The organism is Amycolatopsis australiensis, from assembly GCF_900119165.1.
Lineage (GTDB): Bacteria > Actinomycetota > Actinomycetes > Mycobacteriales > Pseudonocardiaceae > Amycolatopsis > Amycolatopsis australiensis.
This window is the reverse complement of sequence record NZ_FPJG01000006.1, coordinates 7680632-7705914: the sequence shown is the minus strand read 5'-3', so window position 1 is coordinate 7705914 and position 25283 is coordinate 7680632. Positions and strand designations below refer to the sequence as shown.

The following is a 25283-nucleotide window of genomic DNA, read 5'->3' as shown; positions in this document are numbered from 1 at the left end:
GCGCCGCTCGCGGTGTCGCGTTTGGACGGTCGCGGCGCGGCCGCCCGCGGCAACGAGGATCCGCGCGGCGCAAGCGAACGGTCAGAAGCCGGAAGTGTCGGAGATCCGGTCAGCCCGGCTCCCGGTCCAGCTCTCCCCGGTCCGGTCGCCGGGGCATCGGCACAGGACCACGGGCGTGGAATCGCCGGTTTGCCGGGCCGAGCGGATTTCCCGCTCGGCGCCGGCAGGTCGGGTGGTGTCAGCTCTGCGCGGCCCGCCGCTGCTGCGTGAAGTCCCAGGCGTCCCGCACGATCCCGGTCAGGTCGGTGCGCTCCGGCTTCCAGCCCAGCTCCTCCCGGGCCCGGTCGCTGGCCGCCACGAGCACCGACGGGTCACCCGCCCGTCGCGGGGCCACCGCCGCCGGTACCGGGTGTCCCGTGACCTCGCGGCACGCCTCGATCACCTCGAGAACGGAGAAACCCGTGCCATTGCCCAGGTTGTAGATGCGGTGCTCACCCGCGGTGGCGTGCTTCAGCGCCAGCAGGTGCGCGTCGGCGAGATCCACCACGTGGATGTAGTCGCGGACCGCCGTGTGGTCCGGCGTCGGGTAGTCGTCGCCGAAGATCTGGATGCGCTCGCGGTCGCCCGAGGCGACCTGGAGGACGAGAGGAATCAGATGGGTTTCCGTGGTGTGGCGCTCGCCGTACGCGCCGTACGCGCCCGCGACGTTGAAGTAGCGCAGGCTGACCGCGGCCAGCCCGTGCGCCGTGGCGAAGCTGGTGATCGCGTGGTCGATCGCGAGCTTCGTGGCGCCGTAGGTGTTGGTCGGCCGGGTCGGCGCGGACTCCGGGATCGGGGACTGCTCCGGCTCGCCGTACGTCGCCGCGGTGGAGGAGAACACCAGACGCGGCGTGCCGTGCTCGTGCATCGCCTCCAGCAGCCGCAGCGAGGTGACGACGTTGCCTTCCCAGTACTTCGCCGGCTCGGTCATCGACTCGCCGACCAGCGACTTCGCCGCGAAGTGCAGCACGCCGTCGAAGCCCTCGCGCAGCAGGCTGCCCGCCACCTCGGCCGCGTCACCCTCGATGAACCGCGCGTCCGGGTGGACGGCGTCCGCGTGCCCGGTGGACAGGTCGTCGACGACCGTGACCTGGTGCCCGGCTTCGATCAGCCGGGCGGCACAGACACTGCCGACGTACCCCGCTCCGCCCGTCACGACCAGCTTCAGGGCGTTGCTCTGCTCCGACACATCCAGGCCTTTCTGCCGAGGGTGGTGACTGTGCACCTCAGTCTTCCCCCTAAGCGACGCGCGGGTCCGCCCGGGGGTGGCCCCGAACGGACCCGCGCGGTCTCAAACCTCGTCGCGGCCGGCGCCGCGGGACGGCACCGCCGTGAACATCCGCGGCCGCCGGTAGCCGGCCTTCTCGTACGCCGCTTCGACGGCCGCCTTGACGCCGTCCAGGTCGGCGTCGCGGACCAGCGCGATCGCCGAGCCGCCGAAGCCGCCGCCGGTCATCCGGGAGCCGAGCGCGCCCGCCTCCCGCGCCGAGTCGACCGCGAGGTCCAGCTCGGCCGTGGAGATCCGGTAGTCGTCGCGCATGCTGACGTGCGAGGCGTCCAGGTACGGGCCGATGTCGGCCAGCCGCCCGGCGCGCAGCAGCTCGACCACTTCGAGCACCCGCTGGTTCTCGGTGACGACGTGCCGCACGAGCGGCACCAGGTCGTCGGGCAGCCGGCCGAGGGCGGCGTCGAGCCCCTCGACGGTGACGTCCCGCAGCGCCTTCACCTCGAGCAACTCGGCCGCCCGTTCGGTGCCGCGGCGCCGCTCGCCGTAGCCGCCTTCGGCGTGGGAGTGCTTCGTGCGGGTGTCCATGATCAGCACCTGCAGCCCGGCGTCGGCCAGGCCGAACGGCACCTGCTCCTGCTCGCCCGAGCGCACGTCGAGGAACAGCACGTGGGACTCGGTGCAGCAGAGGGACGCCGTCTGGTCGAGCAGGCCGGTGGGCGCGCCGACGAAGTCGTTTTCCGAGCGCTGGACCCACCGCGCCACCTGGGACCGCGAGGGGACGCGATCGCCGGGCGTGCCCAGCTCCAGCCCGGCCAGCCCGAGCAACGCCAGCGACACCGCGCACTCGAGCGCGTGGGAGGAGGACAGTCCCGCCCCCGACGGCACGTCCCCGGCGATGACCAGGTCCGCGCCGGCCGTGAAGCCCTGGTCGCGCAGGACCCAGGCGACCCCGGCCGGGTACGCGGCCCACCCCTCGACCGTGCCCGGCGCCAGGTCGGCGATCTTGAGCTCGCCGGAGCGCTGGAGCTGGCCGTCGTCGCCGAGCGTGGCCACCGACAGGATGCCGTCCTCGCGGGGTGACGCCGCCGCGGCCAGGCGATGCGGCAGCGCGAAGGGCAGCACGAAGCCGTCGTTGTAGTCGGTGTGCTCGCCGATCAGGTTGACCCGGCCGGGCGCCGACCACACGCCGGCGGGCTCGCCGCCGTGCACGGTGCGGAACGCCGCCACGGCCTCCGAGGCGGGGCTCACCTGGCCTGCGCCAGGACGGCGTGCAGCGCGGAGCTGGCGACCTGGGCGGTGGTGTCGCCGCCGGTGACCTCGACGGTGCCGCCGATGGCCTTGCCGATGGTGACCGTGCCGCCCGGCACGATGCCGACGGACTTGAGCTCGGTCATCAGCGACTCGTCCAGCTGGACGTGCTCGGCGATGCGCCGGATCTCGACGCGGCCGCCGCCGGTGCGGGCGAACTCGTCCAGCCGGACGAGGTCGGCTTCGGCGGGCGGTGCGGGGTCGCCGTCGCCCAGCTTGTCCAGGCCGGGGATCGGGTTGCCGTACGGGGACGTGGTCGGGTGGTCGAGCAGCTTGACCAGCTTGCGCTCGACGGCCTCGCTCATCACGTGCTCCCAGCGGCAGGCCTCGTTGTGCACGTGCTCCCACTCGAGCCCGATGACGTCGACGAGGAGACGCTCGGCCAGGCGGTGCTTGCGCATGACGGCGATGGCCAGCTCGCGGCCGTGGTCGGTCAGCTGGAGGTGCCGGTCGTCGGCGACGACGACGAGGCCGTCGCGCTCCATCCGGGCGACGGTCTGGCTCACCGTCGGGCCGCTCTGCTGCAGGCGCTCGGCGATGCGGGCGCGCAGCGGAACGACACCCTCTTCTTCGAGCTCGTAGATCGTACGCAAGTACATCTCGGTGGTGTCGATGAGATCGTTCACGCTGTCCCCTTCGTCCGCGTTGCTCATCGTAGTCGTTGACCCCGGCAGCGGCGGCGGCCCTCGGGGATAACAACTCGCCGTGGGCCTTCCGCCCGAGCCCGGGAACGGCCGGGTGGCGGACCGCTGGAAGATGGGAGCCATGCGTCCGCTGATCAGCACCACCGACCTCGCCGCCGCGCTGGCCGGCCCGGCCGGCGACCGGCCCGTCGTCCTCGACGTCCGCTGGCGGCTCGCCGGCCCGCCCGGCGCCGAGTCCTACCGCGAAGGCCACGTGCCGGGCGCGGTGTTCGTCGACCTCGACCGCGCGCTCGCGGGCGAACCGGGCGAAGGCGGCAGGCACCCGCTGCCCGATCCGGCCGACCTGCAGCGCGACCTGCGCGCGGCCGGCGTGCGGGCAGGCGGGCGGGTGGTGGTCTACGACGACGCCGACGGCTCGGTGGCCGCGCGGGCGTGGTGGCTGCTGCGCTGGGCGGGCCACGAAGAGGTGGCGGTGCTGGACGGCGGTTACGCAGCGTGGACGGCCGGCGGGCACGCGGTGAGCACGGAGCCGGCGCGGCCGGAGCCGGGCGACGTCACGGTCCGCCCGGGCGCGATGCCGGTGCTCGACGCGGACGAGGCGGCGGCCCTCGCGCGCGACGGCCTGCTGCTCGACGCCCGGGCGAAGCCGCGCTACACGGGCGAGACCGAGCCGGTGGATCCCCGGGCGGGCCACATCCCGGGCGCGGTGAACGCCCCGTTCGCGGGTCACACCACCGGCGAGGGCCGCTGGCGTTCGCCGGAGGAGCTGGCGGCCCGGTTCACGGAGCTGGGCCTGCGCCCAGGCGAGCCGGTGGGGGCGTACTGCGGGTCCGGGGTGACGGCGAGTTCGGTGGTGCTGGCACTGGAGCTGGCGGGCCACCCGGGAGCGGCCCTGTACGCGGGCTCGTGGTCGCACTGGTCACGCGACCCGTCCCGCCCGGCGGCGACGGGCGAGCTGCCCGGCTGAGCCCCGCAGCGCGCCCGGCGGCGAGGGCCAGGGCGGGTGCGGGCGTGACTGTGGCTTGGGGCGGGCGCCGGGGCGAGGTGCCCGCTGGTGGCCGAGGGGCATCCGTCGGCGGAGTCGCCCGCAGGCGGCCCGCCGGGATGCGGCGGCGGCCGGTCGGTACCGAGCGCCCTGCCGGCCCGGGAGCACGTTCCGGTCGGTGGGCGAGCGCGCCCCGCGGCCCGTGGCGCACAGCGGAGCCAGCCGGCGCAGCCGCCCTGCCGGGCCCGGCCGACCGAGCCGGGCGCAGCCGGACCCACCTGAGCGTCGGTTCGAGTCCACGGATTCCGGCGATCGGCACTAGAGTCGGTCAGTATGTCGCCGGCTGTTGTTTGGGACTCCGCGCTTCTCGGTTATGACCTGGGCACGGACCATCCGTTCAATCCCGTCCGGCTGGAGCTGACCGTCCGGCTGGCCACCGAGCTCGGGGTGCTCGACGATGTCCGGCTGCTCGTGCCCACCGCCGCCGGGGACGAGGAGCTGCTGCGGGTGCACGCTCCCGAATATCTCGCCGCCGTGCGGGATGCGCCGCTTGTCGGGTGGGATGTCGGGCATGGGCTCGGGACCGCCGACAACCCCGTCTTCTCCGACATGCACGACGCCTCCGCGCTCGTCGTCGGCTCCACCCTGCTCGCCGCCCGGAAGATCGCCGAAGGCGAGGCCCGCCGCGCCGTCAACATCGCCGGGGGCCTGCACCACGCCATGCGGGACCACGCGTCCGGGTTCTGCGTCTACAACGACTGCGCCGTCGCCATCTCGTGGCTGCTCGACCACGGCTTCGAGCGCATCGCCTACATCGACACCGACGTCCACCACGGCGACGGCGTCCAGGCCGCCTTCTACGACGACCCGCGCGTCCTCACGATCTCGCTGCACCAGCACCCCTTCACGCTCTGGCCCGGCACCGGCTACTCCGCCGAGACCGGCCGCGGGAAGGCCGACGGCACCGCCGTCAACGTTCCGCTCCCGCCGCGCACCCGGGACCCCGGCTGGCTGCGGGCGTTCAACGCCGTCGTTCCCTCGCTGCTCGCCGACTTCGAACCGCAGCTGCTGTTCACCCAATGCGGTGTCGACTCGCACGAAGAAGATCCCTTGGCCGATCTGTCGCTGTCGGTCGACGGGCACCGCGCCATCTACGCCACCCTCCGCGATCTCGCCGAGACGTACGCGGGTGGCAAGTGGCTCGCCGTCGGCGGGGGCGGGTACCAGCTGATCCGGGTGGTCCCGCGGTCGTGGACGCACCTCATCGCGACCGTCCTCGACCGGGACGTCGACCCGGCGACGCCGCTGCCGGCCGGCTGGGTGTCGGCCGTGAGCAAGGCCGCGCCGCACGCCGAGCTGCCGCGGGCCATGACCGACGACCGCGACACGGAGTTCAAGCCGTGGGGTGACGGCGAGGACGACCCGGTGGACGTCGCCGTCCGGGACACCCGCCGCGCCGTCTTCCCCCTGCACGGCCTCGACCCGGACGACCCCAGGGACTGACCATGGCCGGACGGGACCCCTTCGACTACCCCCGCGACTGGGAGGCCGACGTCGTGCTGTCCGACGGCGGCACCGTCCACCTGCGCCCGATCGTGCCCACCGACGCCGACGGCCTGGTCGCCTTCCACGCGAAACTCTCCGAGCGCACCCGCTACTTCCGCTACTTCGGCGCCTACCCGCGGATCCCCGAGAAGGACCTGAAGCGGTTCTCCACCGTCGACCACCACGACCGGGTCGCGTTCGCCGCCTTCCTCGGTGACGACATCGTCGCCGTCGGGCGGTACGAGCGGCTCGACCACGGGCCGTCGGCGGAGGTCGCCTTCGTCGTCAGCGACGCGCACCAGGGCCGCGGGCTCGGCTCGATCCTGCTGGAACACCTCGCCGCGGCCGCGTCGGAGTGCGGGCTGCGGCGGTTCGTCGCCGAGGTGCTCGCCGAGAACGCCGCCATGGTGCGTGTCTTCCGCGACGCCGGTTACCAGGTCAGCCGTGAGATCGAGGAAGGCGTGCTGCACCTGGAGTTCGACATCGACCCGACCGAGGAGTCCCTCGCCGTCGCGCGGTCGCGGGAACAGGCCGCCGAGGCGCGCAGCGTGCACAACCTGCTGCACCCCCGGTCGGTCGCGGTGATCGGCGCGTCCGCCGAACCGGGCAAGGTGGGGCACGTCGCCTTCGTGAACCTGCTGGCCGCCGCGTTCACCGGCACCGTCTACCCGGTGAACCCCGAGCACCGCTCGATCCGCGGCGTGCGCGCGTACCCGTCGGTGCTCGACATCCCCGACCCGGTCGACCTGGCCGTCGTCGCGGTCCCCGCGGAGGCCGTCGAGTCCGTTTTGGACGCTTGCCTCGCCAAGGGCGTCAAGACGCTGCTGATCGTCTCCGGCGGGTTCGCCGAGTCCGGCCCGCACGGCCTGCACGCCGAACTGCGGCTGGTCGGCGAGGCGCGGGCGCACGGCATGCGCGTCGTCGGCCCGAACGCGCTCGGCGTGCTCAACACCGCGCCCGGCATCCGGCTGAACGCCACGCTCGCGCCGCGGCTGCCCGGCCGCGGGCGCACCGGGTTCTTCTGCCAGTCCGGCGCGCTGGGCACCGCGATCCTCGCCGACGCCGAGGCGCGCGGGCTCGGCCTGTCGACGTTCGTCTCGGCCGGCAACCGCGCCGACGTCTCGGGCAACGACCTGCTCCAGTACTGGGAAACCGACCCGGACACCGACCTGGTCCTGCTCTACCTCGAGTCCTTCGGCAACCCGCGCAAGTTCGCGCGGCTGGCCCGCCGCCTCGCCCGCACGAAGCCGATCGTCGCGGTGAAGTCCGGGCGGCACGCGGTCCGGCCGCAGCTCGCGGCGACGTCGACGGAGATCGACGAGGCCAGCGTGCAGGCGCTGTTCGAGCAGGCGGGTGTCGTGCGCGTCGAGTCGCTGGCGCAGCTGTTCGACACCGCGCTCGTGTTCGCCCACCAGCCGCTGCCCGCCGGGCCGCGGATCGGCATCGTCGGCAACTCCAGCGCGATCGGGCTGCTGGCCGCCGACACCGCGCGCAGCCAGGGCCTGCGGCTGGCGTTCGACCCGGTCGACGTGGGCCCGCAGGCGAGCCCGGACGACTTCGCCGAGGCCGTCGGCGAGGCACTGACCTCGCGGGACACCGACGCGCTGGTCGTCGTGTTCGCGCCGCCGGTGGCGACCCCCGGGACCGCGTATGCGCGCGCCCTGCGCGAGACCGTCGTGGCGCTGGGGGAGCGCAAGCCGATCGTCTCGACGTTCCTCGCCGCCGAAGGCGTCCCGGACGAGCTGGCCGTGCCGTCGGACGACGGTGTGCCGGCCCGCGGCTCGATCCCGTCGTACCCGAGCCCGGAGCGCGCGGTGAACGCCCTCGCCCGCGTCGTCCGGTACGCCGCGTGGCGGCAGCGCCCGCAGGGCACGCTGGTGCGCCCGGCCGGGATCCACACCGAGCAGGCGCAGGGCCTGGTGCGAGAGCTGCTCGAAGCCGAGAACGGGAAGACGACGCTGCTGTCCGACACCGACGTCGTGCGGCTGCTGGGCTGCTACGGCGTCGACGTGGTCCCGTTCCGCGTCGCGTCCACAGTGGACGAAGCGGTCTCGGCGGCCGCCGAGCTGGGTTACCCGGTGACGCTCAAGGCGGTCGACGAACGGCTGCGCGGCCGGCCCGACCTGGCGGGCGTGCGGCTGGACCTGGCGTCCGAAGACGCGGTGCGCACCGCCTACGAAACGCTGCGCGAAGTCTCCGGCGACGACGACGTGTACGTCCAGCGGATGGCGCCGAAGGGCCTGTCGTGCGTGATCGGGCTGCAGGACGACCCGTCGTTCGGCACGCTCGTGTCGTTCGGGCTGTCCGGGCTGGTCAGCACGCTGCTCGGGGACCGCGCCTACCGGGCGGTGCCGCTCACCGACGTCGACGCCGCGACCCTGGTGCGCGAGCCGCGGACCGCGCCGCTGCTCACCGGCTACCGCGGCGACGAGCCCGCCGACCTCGCCGCGCTGCAGGACATGGTGCTGCGGGTGGCCGCGCTCGCCGAGGACAACCCCGAGGTCCGCTCGCTGGTGCTGGACCCGATCCTGGCGTCGCCGGACGGCGCCTTCGTGGCCAACGCCCGCCTGGTGCTGGGCCCGCCGCCGTCGCGGCCCGACACCGGCCCGCGGCGCCTGCGCGCGATCAACCCGCTGGATTGACCGTGGCCACGCTGAAAGAGGTGCTCACCCGGCACGCCGCGGACGTGCCCGGCGCGGTCGCGCTGGTCGCGCACGGCGAGCAGCCCGAGGTGGCGGCCGTGGGCTCGGCGGACGCCCAGAGCACCGTCCCGATGGCCCCGGACTCGCTGTTCCGGATCGCCTCGCTGACCAAGCCGATCGTCGCCGCGGCGGTCCTCATGCTGGTCGACGACGGCGAACTCGCGCTGGACGACCCGGTGGCGCGGTGGCTGCCCGAGCTGGCGTCGCCGATGGTGGTCCGCACCCCCGCCGGGCCGGTCGACGACGTCGTGCCCGCCGTCCGCCCGATCACGGTCGAAGACCTGCTGACCTTCCGCTGCGGGTACGGCCTGGCGGCGGACATGACGCTGCCCGCGGTGGACCTGCTGCTGCAGGTGCTCGGCCACCCGGCGGCGTCGCCGCGGGGCCTGCCGCCGGACGAGTGGCTGGCCGCGCTGGCGCAGGTGCCGCTGCTGCACCAGCCCGGAGAGGCGTTCCTCTACGACACCGGCTCGGACCTGCAGGGCGTGCTGATTTCGCGCGTGACCGGCCGCCCGCTGCCGCAGTTCCTCGCCGAGCGGCTGTTCGAGCCGCTGGGCATGGCGGACACGGGGTTCTTCGTGCCGACCGCGGCACTGGGCCGGCTCACGAGCGCGTACCGGCGTGGCGAGGAAGGGCTGCAGCTGATCGACTCGCCGGAGGGCCGGTGGAGCAGCCCGCCGCCGTTCCCGTCCGGGGCGGCCGGGCTCGTCTCGACGGCCGGCGACCTCCTGGCGTTCGGCCGGTTCCTGCTGGCCGAGGGCACGGTCGGCGACCACCGGCTGCTGACCCCGCGTTCGGTGCACGCCATGACCGCGAACCACCTGACGCCGGCCCAGCGCGAAGCCGGGCGGCTGTTCCTGCACGGCCAGGGCTGGGGTTACGGCGGATCGGTCGACGTCGAGGCGGAGCAGCCGTGGGAGGTCCCGGGCCGTTACGGCTGGGTCGGCGGCGCGGGCACGGCCTGGCACGTGGTCCCGGCGACGGGCACGGTCACGGTGCTGCTCACCCAGGTCGAGCTGACCAGCCCGGACCCGACCCCGCTGATGCGCGAGTTCTGGACGTACGCGGCCAAGCCGTGACCCGGCTTCAGGCGTCGGCGGCCAGTGCGTCGCCGAGGGCCAGCAGCTGCTCGGTCGCCGTGCCGAGCTGGAACTCCAGGCGTTTCGCCGCCGTGAAGTACCGGTGCACCTGGTGGTCGACGTCGATGCCGACGCCGCCGTGGACGTGCACGGCCGTGTGGGCCACCCGGTGGCCCGCCTCCGCCGCCCAGAACTTGGCCGTCGCCACCGCTTCCGCGGCCGGGAGGTCCGACGCGAGCCGCCACACCGCCTGCTGCGTGGTCAGGCGGACCGCTTCGACGTCGAGGTAGGCGTCCGCGAGGCGCTGGCGGACCGCCTGGAACCCGCCGATGACGTGGTCGAACTGCTTGCGCTCGGCCGCGTACGCCGCCGTCAGCTCCAGCGCCCGCTCCACCACGCCGAGCTGCTGGGCGCAGACGCCGGCCGTGCCGCGCAGCCGCAGCCATCCGCCGATGTCACCGAGCGGAACTCCGGGCACGCCGGACAGCGTCAGCAGGCACGCGTCGGCGTGGTCGGTCGTCTGCTGCGGCTCGATCGAGACGCCGCCGGCGGCCGCGTCCACCAGGAAGACCTGGCCCGGGGTGGCGACCAGGAACCCGTGGGCGAACGCGCCGAAGGGCACCGCGGACTGCGTGCCGGACACCCGCCCGTCCGCGGCGGTGAACCCGGACAGCGCGACCGCGAGGACCCGCGAACCGCGCAGCACCGGCAGCACCCAGCGGTCCACCAGCTCCGGGGTGCCGAACTCCGCCAGCGCGGACGCCGCCATCGTGACCGACGGCAGGTAGGGCACCGCCGCGACCGCGCGGCCGATCTCCGTCAGCACCGCGCACTGCTCCGGCAGGCCGAACCCGCCGCCGCCGAGCGACGACGGCAGGGCCGCGTCGAGTACGCCCGCCTGGCCGAGCGCGGTCCACAAGGGAGCGTCGAAGCCGCCGGTGCCGTGCGGGTCGTGGCCGGCCTTGTCCGCGAGGATCCGCCGGGTCAGCGCGGCCAGGTCGGCCGAAGCTTCGGAGGAGGTGAAGTCCATGAACGCTCCTAGCGCGTGACGGGCAGGCCGAGGGCGGTGGCGGCGATCATGTCCCGCTGGATCTCGTTGGTGCCGCCGCCGAAGGTGAGGATGAGGGCCGACCGGTGCAGGCGCTCGATGCGTCCGGCCAGCAGCGCGCCCGGCGAGCCGTCGCGGACGACCGCGGCCGCGCCGAGGACCTCCATCAGCAGCCGGTAGGCCTCGATCGCGAACTCCGTGCCGAACACCTTGGTCGCCGACGCCTCGGCCGGGCCCAGCTCGCTCGCCGCGGCCGCCCAGGCGATGCGCCAGTTCCGCAGCTTCAGGTACTCCGCGCCGGCGTGCACCCGCGCGAGGTGCAGCCGCACCCATTCGTGGTCGATGGCGCCGGTCTCCTTCGCCCAGGCCAGCACGTCGGCGAGGGCCTTGCGGACCGGCGCCGACGACGTCAGCGCGACGCGCTCGTGGTTGAGCTGGTTGGTGATCAGCGGCCAGCCCGCGTTCTCCTCGGCGACGCGCGCGGACACCGGCACGCGCACGCCGTCGTAGTAGGTCGCGCTGGTACCCGCGCCGGCCACGGTGTGCACCTTGGTCCACGAGAACCCGGGCGAGGACGTCGGCACGATCAGGATCGACAGCCCGCGGTGCTTCTTCGCCTCCGGATCGGTCCGGACGGCGAGCCAGACGTAGTCGGCGTACTCGATCAGGCTGGTCCACATCTTCTGCCCGGTGACGACGTACTCGTCCCCGTCGCGCACCGCGCGCGTCCGCAGCGACGCCAGGTCGGTGCCGGCCTCCGGCTCGGAGTAGCCGATCGAGAAGTGCAGCTCGCCGGCGGCGATCTTCGGCAGGTAGAACGCCTTCTGCTCGTCGGTGCCGTAGCGCATGATGGTCGGCCCCACGGTGTTGACCGTGAGGAAGGGGACCGGCACCCCGGCGACGGCCGCTTCGTCGGTGAAGATGAGCTGGTCGAGCATCGGGCGGCCCTGCCCGCCGTACTCGCGCGGCCAGCCCAGCGCGAGCCAGCCGTCCTTCCCCAGCTGCCGGACGATTTCCTTGTACGCCAAACCGTCGCCGTACTCGCCGCCACCGGCGCGGAGGGCGTCGCGTCGCTCGGGCGTCATCAGCTCGGCGAAGTACTCCCGGAGTTCAGCGGCCAGCGCGCGCTGCTCCGGTGTGTAGTCGATCCGCACCCGTCACCTCGATCCGGCGTTATATTAGAACCTGTTCTAGTTGTACCAGGACTCATCCGGCGGAGGAAGCATGGAGATCGGTGTCGACCGTTCGCTCTGCGAGGCGAACGCGGTGTGCGTGGGGCTCGCACCGGACGTCTTCGACCTCGACGACGACGAGGAGCTGGTCGTCCGGCCGGGCCCGGTTCCAGCCGACGAGGTAGAACATGTTACCGATGCGGTGAAGAACTGTCCGAAGAACGCCCTGTTCATCACCGGTTAGCAGCGTTCACCCGGAGGCTTGCCCTCAACGAGAACAGATTCTACTGTAGGCGCGAGATCCGGGACTCGGCGAGGAGGCCTAGCGGTGAGCCTGACCGGCAGGACAGCGATCGTGACCGGCGCCGGCGCGGGGCTGGGGCGGGCCGAAGCGCTCGCCGTGGCGGCCCGCGGCGCGACCGTCGTCGTCAACGACCTCGCGGAGCCGAAGGACGTCGTCGCCGAGATCGAAGCGGCGGGCGGGAAGGCGGTGGCGGTCGCCGGCGACGTCGGCGACCGGGCCACCGCCGACGCGCTCACCGAGGCCGCCCTCGACCTCGGCGGGCTCGACATCGTGGTCAACAACGCCGGCGTCCTGCGCGACCGGATGCTGTTCTCGATGTCCGACGACGACTGGGACACCGTGCTGCGCGTCCACCTGCGCGGGCATTTCCTGTTGTCCCGCAACGCCGCCAGGCACTGGCGGGAAAAGTCCAAAGCGGACGGACGGCCGGTGTACGGGCGCCTGGTCAACACCGCGTCCGAGGCGTTCCTCATCGGCTCGCCCGGCCAGCCCAACTACGCGGCGGCCAAGGCGGGCATCACCGCGCTCACCATGTCGGCCGCCCGCGGCCTCGCCAAGTACGGCGTCCGCGCCAACGCGATCTGCCCGCGGGCGCGGACGGCGATGACCGAAGGCGTGTTCGGCGCAGCACCCGCCGAGGGAACCGACCCCCTGTCGGTCGAGCACGTCGCCCCCTTCGTCGCCTATCTCGCCTCGCCCGCGGCCGAGCACGTCAACGGGCAGGTGTTCGTGGTGCACGGCGGCACGGTCGCGCTGGTCGAAGCGCCGCGGATCGAGCAGCGCTGGCGCCTCGACGAGCTCGAGACATCGGTCAGCGCGTTCTTCGCCGGGCGGGACCCCGCCCGGATGTTCGCCGCCACCGAGATCCTGGAGGAGCCGTGAGGCTGGACGGGAAGATCGCCATCGTCACCGGGGCCGCGCGCGGGCAGGGCGAGGCCGCCGCCCGCGCGTTCGTCGCCGAAGGCGCGCGGGTCGTGCTCGCCGACATCCTGGACGACGAGGGCGGGCAGCTGGCCGCCGAGCTCGGCGAGCAGGCCGTCTTCCAGCACCTCGACGTCGGCGACGAGGACGGCTGGGCCGCCGCGGTCGACCGCGCGACCAGGGAGTTCGGCGCGCCGAACGTGCTGGTCAACAACGCGGGCATCCTGCATTTCGCCGAGCTGGGCAAGACGACGCTGGCCGACTACGAACGCGTGATCCGGGTGAACCAGATCGGGGCGTTTCTCGGGATGCGCTCGGTCGTTGAACCGATGACCGCCGCCGGCGGTGGCTCCATCGTCAACGTGTCCTCTGTGGAGGGACTGGCCGGGATGCCCTACCTCGTCGCCTACACCGCGAGCAAGTTCGCGATCCGCGGGATGACCAAGGTCGCGGCCATGGAGCTGGGCCGCAAGCACATCCGGGTCAACTCGGTGCACCCCGGCGCGATCGACACGCAGATGGTCGAGACCGCGGCCGGCGGGCAGAAAGTCGACCTGTCCCCCATCGGGAAGCGGGTCGCGCTCGGACGGGTCGGTCAGCCCGGGGACGTGGCGAAGCTCGTGCTGTTCCTGGCCAGCGACGAGAGCGCGTACTGCACGGGAGCGGAGTTCGTCGCGGACGGCGGGGCGACGGCGACGCACGCGTTGAACTTCTGAAAAGTTAACACCGCTAACGAAAAGCGGACACCGGGTATGGACGACACTCGGGGGTGAGCGACTACTGGGAGGTGTGGTGAGCGACAGCGTTGGCACGCTCCCGGGAACCGCGGCCCTGACCCAGGTCGGCCGCCTGGCGACCCTCGCCTGGGAGGTGCTCCGCGCGATCTTCAAGCGGCCGTTCCAGGCCCGCGAGTGGATCCAGCAGTGCTGGTTCTTCGCCAGCGTCACGATCCTGCCCACCGCGCTGGTGGCCATCCCGTTCGGCGCGGTGATCGCGTTGCAGCTCGGCTCGCTGACCGCGCAGATCGGCGCGCAGTCGTTCACCGGCGCGGCCAGCGCGCTGGCCATCGTGCAGCAGGCGAGCCCGCTGATCACCGCGCTGCTCGTCGCGGGCGCGGGCGGCAGCGCGGTCTGCGCGGACATCGGCGCGCGCAAGATCCGTGAAGAGATCGACGCCATGGAGGTGCTGGGCGTCAACCCGATCCAGCGCCTGATCGTGCCGCGGGTGCTCGCCGCGATGGTCGTTTCGGTGCTGCTCAACGGCTTGGTCAGCGTGGTCGGGGTGCTCGGCGGGTACTTCTTCAACGTCGTCCTGCAGGGCGGCACGCCGGGTGCCTACCTGGCCAGCTTCAACGCGCTGGCCCAGGTGCCGGACCTCTGGATCAGCGAGATCAAGGCACTGCTGTACGGCTTCGTCGCCGGCGTGGTCGCCGCCTTCCGCGGGCTGAACCCGGCGGGCGGCCCGAAGGGCGTCGGCGACGCCGTCAACCAGGCCGTCGTGATCACGTTCCTGCTGCTGTTCCTCATCAACGTCGTGCTCACCGCGATCTACCTGCGGATCGTCCCGCCGAAGGCGATGTGATGACGGCCGAACCCCTCGATCGCGACCGGACGCTGGAATACCTCGCGCGGCCGGGCCAGAGCCTGGAAGGGCTCGGCAAGCAGCTCGCGTTCGCCGCGAAAGCGCTCGCCTGGTCGCCGCGCACGGTCCGCCGCTACAGCCGGGAAACGCTGCGGCTGCTCACCGAAGTCTGCTTCGGCACCGGCGGGCTGGCGGTCATCGGCGGGACGCTCGGCGTGATGATCGGGATGACACTGTTCACCGGCCTGATCGTCGGCCTGCAGGGCTATTCCGCGCTGAACCAGCTCGGCACGGCCGCGCTCACCGGGTTCATCTCGGCCTACTTCAACACGCGCGAGGTCGCGCCGCTCTCGGCGGGCCTCGCGCTGTCCGCCACGGTCGGCTGCGGCTTCACCGCCCAGCTCGGCGCGATGCGCATCTCCGAAGAGATCGACGCGCTCGAAGTCATGGGCGTGCCGAGCATGCCGTACCTGGTGACGACGCGGGTGCTCGCGGGCGTCGCCGCGGTGATCCCGCTCTACGCGGTCGGCCTGCTGTCGAGCTACCTCGCGTCCCGGCAGATCACGATCTGGCTCTACGGCCAGTCCGCGGGCACCTACGACCACTACTTCACGCTGTTCCTGCCACCCGGCGACGTCCTGTGGTCGTTCGGGAAGGTGATCGTGTTCAGCGTGCTCGTGATCCTTTCGCACTGTTTTTACGGCTTCACCGCGAGCGGCGGCCCCGCCGGGGTCGGCGTCGCGGTCGGGCGCGCGGTCCGGACGTCGATCGTGCTGATCTCGGTGCTGGACTTCTTCCTCAGCCTGGCGATCTGGGGCGCGAACACCACGGTGAGGATCTCCGGATGAGGCGGGAGCTTCGGCAGCGGCTGCGGTACCAGGTGCTGGGGCTGGCGTTCCTGCTGGTCGCCGCGCTGTTCGTCGCGTTCACCCTCGCCGTCTACAACAAGGCCTTCACGCCGGTGACGCTGGTGAAGCTCGAGACCGACCACGTCGGCAGCCAGCTGCGCACCGGCGGCGACGTCAAGGTCCGCGGCATGCTCGTCGGCGAAGTCCGGTCGGTGGTCGCGAAGGGCGATCACGCCGAGCTGGAGCTGGCCCTCGACCCGGGCAAGACGGACGTCATCCCGAAGAACGTCTCCGCGCGGCTGCTGCCGAAGACGCTCTTCGGCGAGCGGTACGTCGCCCTGCAGCTGCCGGACCGGCCGGAACGGCCGATCGAGGCCGGCGACGTCATCCCGCAGGACCGCAGCAGCGCGGCGATCGAGCTGCAGAAGGTCCTCGACGACGTGATGCCGCTGCTGCAGGCCGTCCAGCCCGAGAAGCTGTCGAGCACGCTCACCGCGGTGTCGACCGCGCTGGAGGGCCGCGGCAAGCAGCTCGGGCAGACGCTCGTGCAGCTGTCGGACTACCTCGGCAAGCTGAACCCGTCGCTGCCGGACGTCAAGGCCGACATCACCGGCCTGGCGAACGTGGCCGGCACCTACGACAAGGCCGCGCCGGACCTGCTGCAGGCGCTGTCGGACCTGACCACGACCAGCCGCACGATCGTCGACCAGCGCGCGCAGCTGACCGACCTCTACGCGACCGTCACCGCGGCTTCGGTGGATCTCACGAACTTCCTGCAGGTCAACAAGGACAACCTGATCCGGCTCACCACCGCCGTCCAGCCGACGCTCGACGTCCTCGCCAAGTACGCGCCCGAGTACCCGTGCCTGCTGCGGCAGCTGGCGGAGTCGGTGCCGCGCGCGGAGCTGGCGTTCGGCAAGGGCACCGCGCACCCCGAGGTCAGCCGGGTCACCATCGAGTTCGCCGCGAGCCGCGGGAAGTACCTGCCGGGCGTCGACGAGCCGAAGTACGAGGACAAGCGCGGCCCGCGCTGCTACCCGGAGGTCCCCAAGCCGGGGGTCTGGCCGCAGTACCCGCCGGACGGCGCCATCGAGGACGGCTCCAGCAAGCCCGCGCCGCCGAAGTCGCCGCCCGAGCGGCTGCCGGGCCCGATCACCGCGGGCGGCGGCGCGGTCGGCGGGTCGGGCACGATCGTCGGCTCCGCCTACGAGCGGGACCTGATCGACCTGCTCGCTTCGCCCGCGCTCGGCACCTCGCCCGGTGACGTGCCCGGCTGGGCGGGCCTGATCGTCGGGCCGCTCTACCGCGGGACGGAGGTGGAGCTGAAGTGAGGAGCTTCGCCGGATCGCTGGTCAAGCTGACGGTGTTCGCCGTCGTCACCGTGCTGCTCACCGGGATCCTCGCGGCGACCATCGCGAACACGAACTTCGGCGAGACGTCCGGCTACCTGGCGAAGTTCACCGACGCGTCCGGGCTCAAGGAAGGCGACGACGTCCGCATCGCCGGGGTCAAGGTGGGCCAGGTCGACGCGATCGAGGTGGTCGAGGGGGAGCGGAACCTCGCCCAGGTCCGGTTCGAGGTCGAGCACGCCTACCGGCTGCCGGAGACCGTGACCGCGACGATCAAGTACCGCAACCTCGTCGGCCAGCGCTACCTCGCGCTCGGCACCGACGTCCCCGGCGACCGGGCACTGCCCGCGGGCGGCACGATCCCGCCGGAGCGCACGAAACCCGCGCTGAACCTCACCGTGCTGTTCAACGGGTTCAAGCCGCTGTTCAAGGCGCTGAGCCCGAAGGACGTCAACCAGCTCTCGGCCGAGATCATCAGCGTCTTCCAGGGCGAGGGCGGCACGATCACCAGCCTGCTGCAGCACACCGCGTCGCTGACGAGCGCGATCGCGAGCAAGGACCAGGTGATCGGGCAGGTCATCACCAACCTCAACACCGTGCTCGGCACGGTCAACGCCCACGGCCCGCAGCTGGGCGACCTCATCGAGCAGACGCAGAAGCTGGTCAGCGGGCTGGCCGAGCAGCGCAAGCCGATCGGTGACGCGGTCAGCGCGCTCGGCGACCTCGCCGTGTCGACCACGGGGCTGCTCGCCGACGCGCGCCCGGCGCTGAAGGAGGACGTCGATCGGCTCGGCGTGCTCTCGCAGAACCTCGGCGACTCCGGCGAGCTGCTCAACCACCTCCTGGAAGTGCTGCCGGGCAACCTGCAGAAGTTCACCCGGACGCTGTCCTACGGCAGCTGGTTCAACTACTACCTGTGCGGGATCACCGGCACCATCGGCATTTCCTCGCTCGACATCACCCTGCCGATCGTCCCGATCCCCGGCACGCAGCGCGCGGAGAGGTGTGGCCCATGAGTCGGTTGGGGGGTCCAGGGGGGCTTGCCCCCCGGCCGGGGCCCGGGGCTGGGCCCCAGAGGACATGGAAGCCGCTGAAGGAACGCAACCAGGCGGGAGTCGGCGCGGTCGCGCTCGTGCTGATCGCGCTCGTCACGGCCACGACGTACTTCTCCGACCAGCTCCCGTTCTTCGGCAACGGCACGACGTACTCGGCGTACTTCGGCGAGTCCGCCGGGCTCGCGCCGGACAACGAGGTCGAAGTCGCCGGGGTCAAGGTCGGCACCGTGTCGTCGGTGAAGCTCGCGGGCAAGCAGGTCCTGGTCAAGTTCCGCGTCAAGGACGTCCGGATCGGCGACGCGACGACGGCGTCCATCGAGATCAAGACGCTGCTCGGGGAGAAGTACCTCGCGCTCGACCCGAAGGGCACCGGCACGCAGGAACCGAACTCGACCATCCCGCAGACGCGCACGCGGACACCGTTCCAGCTGCAGGACGCCTTCGAGCAGCTGTCGGCGACCGTCGGCGACATCGACACGAAACAGCTGGCCGACAGCTTCAACGCGCTCTCGGACAGCCTCAAGGACAGCCCGCAGTACCTGAAGGACACGCTGAACGGGCTGTCCTCGCTGGCGCGCACGGTGTCGTCGAGAGACAGCGATCTGCACACGCTGCTGGCCAACACGAGCCAGGTGTCGAAGACGCTGTCCGACCGCGACGCCCAGCTGCAGCGCGTGATCAGCGACGGCAACCTGCTGCTCACCGAGCTGCAGAACCGCAAGGCCGCGATCAATGCCCTGCTCACCGGCACCCAGCAGCTGTCGGCGCAGCTCACCGGGCTCGTCGCGGACAACCGGGCGCAGCTGAAGCCGACGCTCGACAAGCTGGGCAAGGTGACCGACATCCTGCAGCGCAACCAGGGCAACCTCGACAAGAGCCTGCAGCTGATGGCGCCCTTCGCCCGCGTCGGCGCGAACGCCACCGGCAACGGGCGCTGGTTCGAGGGCTACCTGTGCGGGCTGCTGCCGCCGACGATCAACGCCGGCGTGGTCACCATCAACCCCGAAGGCTGCACGCCGCCGATCGCGGCGCCGAACCAGGGGGTGGGCCGCCGATGACCATCCGCACCTACCGCGGCCGCAGCCTGGTGACGTGGCTGGCGTTCGCCTGCGTGCTCGCGCTGCTGCTCACCGCCGGCCTCTGGCTCGTGTTCCGCGCCTCGACCGGCACCACGCTGTCGGCGTACTTCGGCAAGACCGTCGGGCTGTACGCGGGTTCGTCGGTGCGGGTGCTCGGCGTGCCGGTCGGCCGGGTCACCGGCGTCACGCCGGAGGGGGACGCGGTGCGCGTCGACATGCGGGTCGACGACGTGCCGCTGCCGGCCGACGTCGGCGCGGTCGTCGTCGCGCCGAGCCTGGTCAGCGACCGGTACGTCCAGCTGACGCCCGCCTACGACAGCGGCCCGCAGCTGGCGACGGGCACGGTCCTGCCGCGCGAGCGCACGGCGACCCCGGTGGAGCTGGACGACCTGTACTCGAGCCTCGACAAGCTGTCGACGGCGCTGGGCCCCAACGGCGCCAACAAGGACGGCGCGCTGTCCGGGGTGCTCGACACCGCCGCGAACACGTTGAAGGGCAACGGTTCTTCGCTGAACTCGACGGTCGGCCGGCTCGCCGATCTCGCGAAGACCCTGGACGGCTCGAAGGACGACCTGTTCTCGACCGTGCAGAACCTGAACTCGTTCACCGGCGCGCTCGCCCAGAGCGACCGGCAGCTCGACGAGTTCTACGGCCGGGTCGCCGACGTCAGCCGGTTCCTCGCCGCGGACTCGTCCGACGTCGGCGCCGCGCTGCGGTCACTGGGCGGGGCGCTCGGGGACGTCCAGCAGTTCGTCAACGACAACAAAGCGGCACTGGAGTCCAATGTGGACAAACTGGCGTCGTTGTCGAAGGTGCTGGTCGACCAGCGCGCCGCGCTCGCCGAGGTCCTCGACATCGCCCCGACCGGCGCGACCAACTTCATCAACTCCTACGACGCCGCGTCCGGCACCATCGCCGTCCGCGACAACCTCAACGAGCTGACCAACCCGCCGATCCTCACCGCGTGCCGGCTGATCAGCTCGTTCACGCCGAAGCAGGTCCCGGACACGCTGGGCGGCATCTGCAAGCAGCTGGCACCGGTCCTCGACGGCGCGTTGAAGCTGCCCACCATCCCGCAGGTGCTCAACTCGCTGCAGAACGGCGAACTGCCGCCGCTGCCGCTCCCGCTGGTCGACGTGATGGAACAGCTTTCGGGCGGTGCCAAGTGATCGGGCGCAAGCGGATCGCCGGGGTGCTGGCCGGGGTGCTCGTCCTGGCCGGCTGCAGCGACGGCGGGTTCAACGGCCTCTACGGCACGCCGCTGCCGGGCGGTGCCGACGTCGGCGACCACCCGTACCACGTCACCGCGCTGTTCACCGACGTCCTCGACCTCGTGCCGCAGTCGAGTGTCAAGGTCAACGACGTCGCCGTCGGGCGAGTCGACCGGATCACCCTCACCCCCGACACGCGGTCGGCGCTGGTGGCGATGACGGTCAACGGCGACATCGCGCTGCCCGCCAACGCCCGCGCCGAGCTGAAGCAGTCGAGCCTGCTGGGCGAGAAGTTCGTCGAGCTGAGCGTGCCCACCGCCGAACCCGCGTCGGGCAAGCTCGCGGACGGCGCGCAGATCCCGCTCGGGCGCACCAACCGCAACCCCGAGGTCGAGGAGGTGCTCGGCGCGCTTTCGTTGCTGCTCAACGGCGGCGGCGTCGAGCAGATCCAGAAGATCAGCCACGAGCTGAACGACGCACTGTCGGGCAACGAGCCGGAGATCCGTGCGCTGCTGTCGCGAGTGGACGAGCTGGCGACCCAGCTCGACGGCCACCGCACCGAGATCCTCCGCGCGATCGACGGGCTCGGCAAGCTGTCCCGGACCCTGACCGGCCAGACGCAGAACCTCACGAACGCGCTCGACAACCTCGCGCCGGGCCTGAAGGTCGTCACCGACCAGCGCGACCAGCTCGTCGGCATGCTGAACGCGCTCGACGCGCTGTCCGGAGTCGCGGTGGACACCGTGACGAAGAGCCGTGACCAGCTCGTCGCGAACCTGAAGGCGCTGCAGCCGACGCTGACGAAGCTCGGCGAAGCCGGGCAGAACCTGCCGAACGCGCTGCAGATCCTGCTCACCTACCCGTTCCCGGACTACGCGGGCAACGTGATCAAGGGCGACTACGCGAACGTCGAGGCGAACGTGAACCTCGACCTGGACACGCTCATCCAGAACTTCGCGAATTCCTCGCAGCCGCCGGTCGCGCTGCCGTCCGGGATCGGCGGCGGGCAGCAGGCCCCGCCGCTGCCGCTGCCCGACCTCGGCTCGGTGCCGCCGGCCGCGGGTCCCGGCCTGCTGGGCGGCCTCCTCGGCCTGATCGGGGGCGGCAAGTGACCACCCGCAAGATCCGCGTCCAGCTGTTCGCGTTCGTCGTCATCGCCGTGGTGTCGGTCGTCTACGCCGGCGGCCACTACGCCGGGCTCGACCGGCTCTTCGGCAGCCGCGGCTACGTGGTCACCGCGCAGCTGACCGACTCCGGCGGCATCTTCGTCAACTCCGAGGTCGCCTACCGCGGTGTCACGGTCGGGCGGGTCACCGGGCTGACCTTGACCGAGCACGGCGTCGACGTCGCCCTCGACATCGACCCCGGCGCCCCGGACATCCCGGCCGACGCGCACGCGCAGGTGGCGAACCGGTCGGCGGTGGGGGAGCAGTTCGTCGACCTGCTGCCACAGCACGACGGCGGCCCGTACCTGCACGACGGCTCGGTGATCACCCGGGACCGGACGTCGCTGCCGCCGTCGCCGGACACCGTGCTGAGCCACCTCGACGACCTCGTCGCGAGCGTGCACCCGGATTCGCTGCGGACGGTCGTCGACGAGACGTACGACGCGTTCGCCGGCGCGGGCCCGGAACTCCGGCAGCTGCTCGACAGCACGGGTTCGCTGACCGCGGTGGCCGCGCAGTACGTGCCGCAGACGCAGGGCCTGCTGAGCAACTCGCGGATCGTGCTCGACACGCAGCAGCGGCAGGCGGCGAACATCACCGACTTCGCGAGCGGGCTGCGCACGATCGCCGGGCAGCTGAAGACGTCCGACCCGGACCTGCGGCGGGTCATCGCGCAGGCGCCGCAGCTGAGCAGGCAGATCAGCGACGTGCTCGCCGCGTCCGGCACCGACCTGGGCGTGCTCTTCGCCAACCTGCTGACCACCGCGCAGATCACGACCTCCCGCAAGGACGCGATCGAAGAGCTGCTGGTGGCCTACCCGATCATCTCGGCGTTCTCGCCGTCGACGTCCCCGGACGGCACCGGCCACCTCGGCGTGGTGTTCAACTTCTTCGACCCGGCTTCGTGCACGAAGGGCTACGAAGGCACGAAGCAGCGTCCGGCGAACGACGAGACCGAAGCGCCGGTGAACATGAACGCGTACTGCGCCGAGCCACCGGGCAGCCCGACCGGGGTGCGCGGGGCACAGAACGCGCCGTACGCGGGGAAGCCGCCCGCCATTCCCGCGGCTCCGCAGCAGCAGGCCGCATCGGCGCCGCAGCAGCTGCCGGGGATGCTGAGCCTGCTGACCGGCCCCTCGGCGGGCGGGCTGGGCAAGCTGCTGGGCACGTCGTGAAACTGCGGGCGCTGGTGGTGGCCGCGATCGTTTCGGTGCTGGCGGCGGGGTTCACCGGCTGGTCGTGGTGGCGCGCGGCGGCGGACGACTCCGCGGCGCGGGGCCGGGAGCGGGACGCGGTGCTGGCCGCGGTGGGCCCGGAGCTGGTCACGTTGAACACGATCGACTACCGGTCGGCGGGCGCCGGCGTGGACCGCTGGATCGCGGCGACGACCGGGCAGTACGGCAGGGACCTGGCCGGGGACCGCGGGCTGCAGATCGACCGCGCGACCTCGGCGCGCACGGTCTCGACCGCGTCCCTGGTGCAGGCGGCGGTGACGGAGATCGACCCCGCCGCGGGCACGGCCCGCCTGCTGGCGGTGCTGGACGTGCGGGTGAGCACGGGCGGCGGCGCCGCGACGCCGCGCCTGAACCGGCTCACGGTGGACGCCCGACGGGCCGGCGGCGGCTGGAAGGTCGCGGGCGTCCAGGCGGCGGGCTCATGACCCGCGTGCTGGCGGCGGTCGTGGTGGTGGCACTGGGCTGCGCGGTGTGGTTCGGCATCGAGGCGGCGTCCCTGGCCCCGGGCGACAACCTGGCCCTGGTCGACACGGCGGCGACGACCTCGGTGGCGTCGGAGGTGAGCGACGCGGTGAAGGCGGTGTTCTCCTACGACTACGCGAACCTGGCCCGCACCGAGCGCGCGGCGGCGGACCTGCTGACGGGCGACGCGGTGCGCGAGTACCAGGCCCAGTTCGCGGCGGCCCGCGCCCGGGCGACGGAGCAGAAGCTGGTGCGCACGACGACGGTCCGCGCGGTGGGCGTCCGTTCACTGCACGGCGACGACGCGTCCCTGCTGCTGTTCCTGGACCAGCAAACGGTGACCCAGGGCGGCGGAGCACCGACGTCCTCGGTGGCCCAGCTGGCGGTGACGGCCAAGCGGGTGGACGGCCGCTGGAAGCTGGCCGCGTTGACGGCGCTCTAGCCGTCCCAGACGGCGGCGCCCTGGCGCAGGACCGTCACTTCGGACGCCGAGGAAACCGGCCACAGCTCCACCACGTACCGGTAGTGCTCGCCGAACTCGTGCTCGTTCCACGTCGCCGGCGGCGGGCCCGCCGGGACGTACGACACCCGGGCCCGGTACCGGCCCGGCTCGACCCGCAGGACCTGCTCCTGCGACGGGTAGTCCGCGGGCCCGGAAACGACCAAGGACCCGCTCGGCACCGCGAGATCGGCTTCGACGACGTGCTCGGCGCCGGCGAGCACGGGCGGCGCCGACGACAGGACCGTCAGCGAGGACTCGACCAGGTCCGACCGCGCCGTCGCGATCGCGATGCCCCCGGACTCCACCCCGATCCGGTGAAGTTCGACCGCCGCGGGAGTCCAGCCGCTGCCCGTCAGCCGGGAGGCGGAGTCGCGGACCGAGAACTGCCGCTGGTCGGCGTGAACGACGAGATGCACACCGGCCACCCTAGCCAGGACCCGCCCCGAAATGGTGTCGACGCCGGGGTTAGCGTTGGGCCATGACCACTGCTTCCGTCGACGTCGACTCGGCCCGCCGCGACTACGCGGCCCTGGTCGACCGCGGCCTCTCCCTCGACATCACCCGCGGCAAGCCTTCCCCGAAGCAGCTCGATCTGGCGAACGGCCTGCTCGACCTCCCCGGCGACGGCAACTTCAAGGCCGAGGACGGCACCGACGTGCGCAACTACGGCGGGCTCAAGGGGCTGCCCGAGCTGCGCCGCATCTTCGCCGGCGCGCTCCAGGTCCCGGTCGAGCAGCTGCTGGCCGCGGGCAACTCCAGCCTCGAGCTGATGCACGACGCCGTCGCGCAGGCGCTGCTGTCGAAGCTCCCCGGCGCCGAGCGCCGCTGGGCCGACGAGCCGCAGGTGAAGTTCCTCGCCCCGGTCCCGGGCTACGACCGCCACTTCGCGCTCACCGAGCGCTTCGGCATCGAGCTGGTCCCGGTCGCGATGACGCCCGGGGGCCCCGACATGGACGCCGTCGAGACGCTGGTCGCCGAGGACCCGGCCGTCAAGGGCATCTGGTGCGTGCCGAAGTACAGCAACCCCACCGGCATCACGTTCAGCGACGACGTCGTGCGGCGGCTCGCCACCATGACCACCGCGGCGCCGGACTTCCGGATCTTCTGGGACAACGCCTACGCCGTGCACCACCTGACCGACGACGAGCCGGAGCTGGCCGACCTGCTCGCCCTGGCCACCGAGGCGGGCAACGCCGACCGCGTGTTCGTGTTCGGCTCGACCTCCAAGATCACCTTCGCCGGCGCCGGCGTGGGCTTCTTCGGCGCGTCCGAGGCCAACATCGCCTGGTGGACCGGCCTGGTCGGCAAGCGGACCATCGGCCCGGACAAGGTCAACCAGCTGCGCCACGCCCTCTTCCTCAAGGACGAGGCCGGCGTCCGCGCCCACATGCGCAAGCACGCCGAGATCATCGGCCCCAAGTTCGCCGCCGTCGACCGCATCCTCACCGAGGAGCTGTCGGACCTCGCGTCGTGGACCAAGCCGACCGGCGGGTACTTCGTGTCGCTGACCGTGCCCGAGGGCACCGCGAAGGAGGTCGTGCGGCTGGCGAAGGAGGCCGGCGTCGCGCTGACCCCCGCCGGGGCGACCCACCCGCACGGCACCGACCCGGCTGACGCGGTCATCCGCATCGCGCCGACGTTCCCGGAGCTCGCCGACGTCGAAGAGGCCGTGCGCGCGCTGGCCGTCTGCGTCCGGCTCGCCGCCGCGCAGTGCGGCTGACCTGCGGAAACGGAATCGGGAGGAACTTTTTCCCGATTTGACCGAGCCGGGGGCCGTCCGGGTACGTATCACCGGTGGGTGAGGTGGACGAACTCGTCAC

24 protein-coding genes are annotated in these 25283 nt (G+C 72.4%); 18 read left to right on the top strand and 6 right to left on the bottom strand.

Features of this window, described 5'->3' with window-relative positions:
* Nucleotides 1–238 precede the first annotated feature (238 nt).
* The 3 genes from galE to BT341_RS36700 all read right to left on the bottom strand — a co-directional run bounded on the left by galE (nt 239) and on the right by BT341_RS36700 (nt 3228).
* Nucleotides 239–1228, bottom strand: a complete 990-nt coding sequence (gene galE, locus BT341_RS36710) for a UDP-glucose 4-epimerase GalE (RefSeq protein WP_072480595.1) — start codon at nt 1226–1228, stop codon at nt 239–241.
* Nucleotides 1229–1330: 102 nt separating this feature from the next.
* Nucleotides 1331–2515, bottom strand: coding sequence for a galactokinase (galK, locus tag BT341_RS36705; protein ID WP_072480594.1), 1185 nt, complete (start codon nt 2513–2515; stop codon nt 1331–1333).
* A complete protein-coding gene (locus tag BT341_RS36700; RefSeq protein ID WP_084743119.1) occupies nt 2512–3228 on the bottom strand; it encodes an iron-dependent transcriptional repressor DtxR in 717 nt (238 codons plus the stop codon). The genes galK and BT341_RS36700 overlap by 4 nt, the downstream gene beginning before the upstream one ends.
* A 112-nt stretch (nt 3229–3340) precedes the next feature.
* Between BT341_RS36700 and BT341_RS36695 the strand changes: the two genes are divergently transcribed.
* From BT341_RS36695 to BT341_RS36680, 4 genes are all read left to right on the top strand, one after another.
* Nucleotides 3341–4186, top strand: a complete 846-nt coding sequence (locus BT341_RS36695) for a sulfurtransferase (protein ID WP_072482377.1) — start codon at nt 3341–3343, stop codon at nt 4184–4186.
* Nucleotides 4187–4537: 351 nt separating this feature from the next.
* Nucleotides 4538–5707: an acetoin utilization protein AcuC gene (locus tag BT341_RS36690; protein WP_072480593.1), complete on the top strand. Its 1170-nt coding sequence runs from the start codon at nt 4538–4540 to the stop codon at nt 5705–5707.
* Nucleotides 5708–5709: 2 nt separating this feature from the next.
* Entirely contained in the window at nt 5710–8391 is a 2682-nt protein-coding gene (locus BT341_RS36685) for a bifunctional acetate--CoA ligase family protein/GNAT family N-acetyltransferase (protein WP_072480592.1), read from the top strand.
* Between the two features lie 2 nt (nt 8392–8393).
* Entirely contained in the window at nt 8394–9530 is a 1137-nt protein-coding gene (locus BT341_RS36680; RefSeq protein ID WP_072480591.1) for a serine hydrolase domain-containing protein, read from the top strand.
* A 7-nt stretch (nt 9531–9537) separates the two neighbouring features.
* Here the strand turns inward: BT341_RS36680 and BT341_RS36675 are convergent, their stop codons facing one another.
* Nucleotides 9538–10560 carry an acyl-CoA dehydrogenase family protein gene (locus BT341_RS36675; RefSeq protein WP_072480590.1) on the bottom strand — a complete coding sequence of 341 codons (1023 nt, stop codon included), beginning with the start codon at nt 10558–10560 and terminating at the stop codon, nt 9538–9540.
* A gap of 8 nt (nt 10561–10568) precedes the next feature.
* Nucleotides 10569–11732, bottom strand: a complete 1164-nt coding sequence (locus BT341_RS36670) for an acyl-CoA dehydrogenase family protein (RefSeq protein WP_072480589.1) — start codon at nt 11730–11732, stop codon at nt 10569–10571.
* 70 nt (nt 11733–11802) lie between these two features.
* Here BT341_RS36670 and BT341_RS36665 point away from each other — a divergent pair, with 70 nt between their 5' ends.
* The 13 genes from BT341_RS36665 (at nt 11803) to BT341_RS36605 (ending at nt 23403) form a co-directional block, all read left to right on the top strand.
* A complete protein-coding gene (locus tag BT341_RS36665; protein ID WP_072480588.1) occupies nt 11803–11994 on the top strand; it encodes a ferredoxin in 192 nt (63 codons plus the stop codon).
* 84 nt (nt 11995–12078) lie between these two features.
* Nucleotides 12079–12936, top strand: coding sequence for a 3-oxoacyl-ACP reductase (locus BT341_RS36660; protein ID WP_072480587.1), 858 nt, complete (start codon nt 12079–12081; stop codon nt 12934–12936).
* Nucleotides 12933–13691, top strand: coding sequence for a glucose 1-dehydrogenase (locus BT341_RS36655; protein WP_072480586.1), 759 nt, complete (start codon nt 12933–12935; stop codon nt 13689–13691). Before BT341_RS36660 ends, BT341_RS36655 begins: the two co-directional genes overlap by 4 nt.
* A 76-nt stretch (nt 13692–13767) precedes the next feature.
* Nucleotides 13768–14556 (top strand): MlaE family ABC transporter permease, encoded by a 789-nt coding sequence (locus BT341_RS36650; RefSeq protein ID WP_072482376.1) that lies wholly within the window; start codon nt 13768–13770, stop codon nt 14554–14556.
* On the top strand, nt 14556–15404 hold the full coding sequence (locus tag BT341_RS36645; protein WP_072480585.1) for an MlaE family ABC transporter permease: 849 nt from the start codon (nt 14556–14558) through the stop codon (nt 15402–15404). The genes BT341_RS36650 and BT341_RS36645 overlap by 1 nt, the downstream gene beginning before the upstream one ends.
* Complete coding sequence (locus BT341_RS36640; RefSeq protein ID WP_072480584.1) at nt 15401–16735, top strand: MCE family protein; 1335 nt, start codon at nt 15401–15403, stop codon at nt 16733–16735. Before BT341_RS36645 ends, BT341_RS36640 begins: the two co-directional genes overlap by 4 nt.
* The gene (locus BT341_RS36635) at nt 16732–17769 is read left to right on the top strand and encodes an MCE family protein (RefSeq protein ID WP_072480583.1); all 1038 of its coding nucleotides are present in this window, start codon (nt 16732–16734) and stop codon (nt 17767–17769) included. Before BT341_RS36640 ends, BT341_RS36635 begins: the two co-directional genes overlap by 4 nt.
* A gap of 116 nt (nt 17770–17885) precedes the next feature.
* Complete coding sequence (locus BT341_RS36630; protein WP_245805233.1) at nt 17886–18866, top strand: MCE family protein; 981 nt, start codon at nt 17886–17888, stop codon at nt 18864–18866.
* Complete coding sequence (locus BT341_RS36625) at nt 18863–20056, top strand: MCE family protein (protein ID WP_072480582.1); 1194 nt, start codon at nt 18863–18865, stop codon at nt 20054–20056. The genes BT341_RS36630 and BT341_RS36625 overlap by 4 nt, the downstream gene beginning before the upstream one ends.
* The gene (locus BT341_RS36620; RefSeq protein ID WP_072480581.1) at nt 20053–21210 is read left to right on the top strand and encodes an MCE family protein; all 1158 of its coding nucleotides are present in this window, start codon (nt 20053–20055) and stop codon (nt 21208–21210) included. Before BT341_RS36625 ends, BT341_RS36620 begins: the two co-directional genes overlap by 4 nt.
* Complete coding sequence (locus BT341_RS36615; protein ID WP_072480580.1) at nt 21207–22439, top strand: MCE family protein; 1233 nt, start codon at nt 21207–21209, stop codon at nt 22437–22439. The genes BT341_RS36620 and BT341_RS36615 overlap by 4 nt, the downstream gene beginning before the upstream one ends.
* Entirely contained in the window at nt 22436–22924 is a 489-nt protein-coding gene (locus BT341_RS36610) for a hypothetical protein (protein WP_072480579.1), read from the top strand. The genes BT341_RS36615 and BT341_RS36610 overlap by 4 nt, the downstream gene beginning before the upstream one ends.
* Entirely contained in the window at nt 22921–23403 is a 483-nt protein-coding gene (locus BT341_RS36605) for a hypothetical protein (RefSeq protein ID WP_072480578.1), read from the top strand. Before BT341_RS36610 ends, BT341_RS36605 begins: the two co-directional genes overlap by 4 nt.
* Here BT341_RS36605 and BT341_RS36600 read toward each other — a convergent pair.
* Complete coding sequence (locus BT341_RS36600; protein WP_072480577.1) at nt 23400–23879, bottom strand: hypothetical protein; 480 nt, start codon at nt 23877–23879, stop codon at nt 23400–23402. The genes BT341_RS36605 and BT341_RS36600 overlap by 4 nt on opposite strands.
* Nucleotides 23880–23941: 62 nt before the next feature.
* Here BT341_RS36600 and BT341_RS36595 point away from each other — a divergent pair, with 62 nt between their 5' ends.
* On the top strand, nt 23942–25183 hold the full coding sequence (locus BT341_RS36595; protein WP_072480576.1) for an aspartate aminotransferase type Ic: 1242 nt from the start codon (nt 23942–23944) through the stop codon (nt 25181–25183).
* Nucleotides 25184–25283: the final 100 nt, after the last annotated feature.

Excerpts from the sequence above, each read along its gene's own strand:
- BT341_RS36645 (WP_072480585.1), top strand. The coding sequence starts at position 14,556 with ATGACGGCCGAACCCCTCGATCGCGACCGGACGCTGGAATACCTCGCG.
- BT341_RS36690 (WP_072480593.1), top strand. The coding sequence starts at position 4,538 with ATGTCGCCGGCTGTTGTTTGGGACTCCGCGCTTCTCGGTTATGACCTG.
- BT341_RS36695 (WP_072482377.1), top strand. The coding sequence starts at position 3,341 with ATGCGTCCGCTGATCAGCACCACCGACCTCGCCGCCGCGCTGGCCGGC.
- BT341_RS36640 (WP_072480584.1), top strand. The coding sequence starts at position 15,401 with ATGAGGCGGGAGCTTCGGCAGCGGCTGCGGTACCAGGTGCTGGGGCTG.
- BT341_RS36700 (WP_084743119.1), bottom strand. The coding sequence starts at position 3,228 with ATGAGCAACGCGGACGAAGGGGACAGCGTGAACGATCTCATCGACACC.
- BT341_RS36665 (WP_072480588.1), top strand. The coding sequence starts at position 11,803 with ATGGAGATCGGTGTCGACCGTTCGCTCTGCGAGGCGAACGCGGTGTGC.
- BT341_RS36625 (WP_072480582.1), top strand. The coding sequence starts at position 18,863 with ATGACCATCCGCACCTACCGCGGCCGCAGCCTGGTGACGTGGCTGGCG.
- BT341_RS36685 (WP_072480592.1), top strand. The coding sequence starts at position 5,710 with ATGGCCGGACGGGACCCCTTCGACTACCCCCGCGACTGGGAGGCCGAC.
- BT341_RS36595 (WP_072480576.1), top strand. The coding sequence starts at position 23,942 with ATGACCACTGCTTCCGTCGACGTCGACTCGGCCCGCCGCGACTACGCG.
- BT341_RS36675 (WP_072480590.1), bottom strand. The coding sequence starts at position 10,560 with ATGGACTTCACCTCCTCCGAAGCTTCGGCCGACCTGGCCGCGCTGACC.
- BT341_RS36605 (WP_072480578.1), top strand. The coding sequence starts at position 22,921 with ATGACCCGCGTGCTGGCGGCGGTCGTGGTGGTGGCACTGGGCTGCGCG.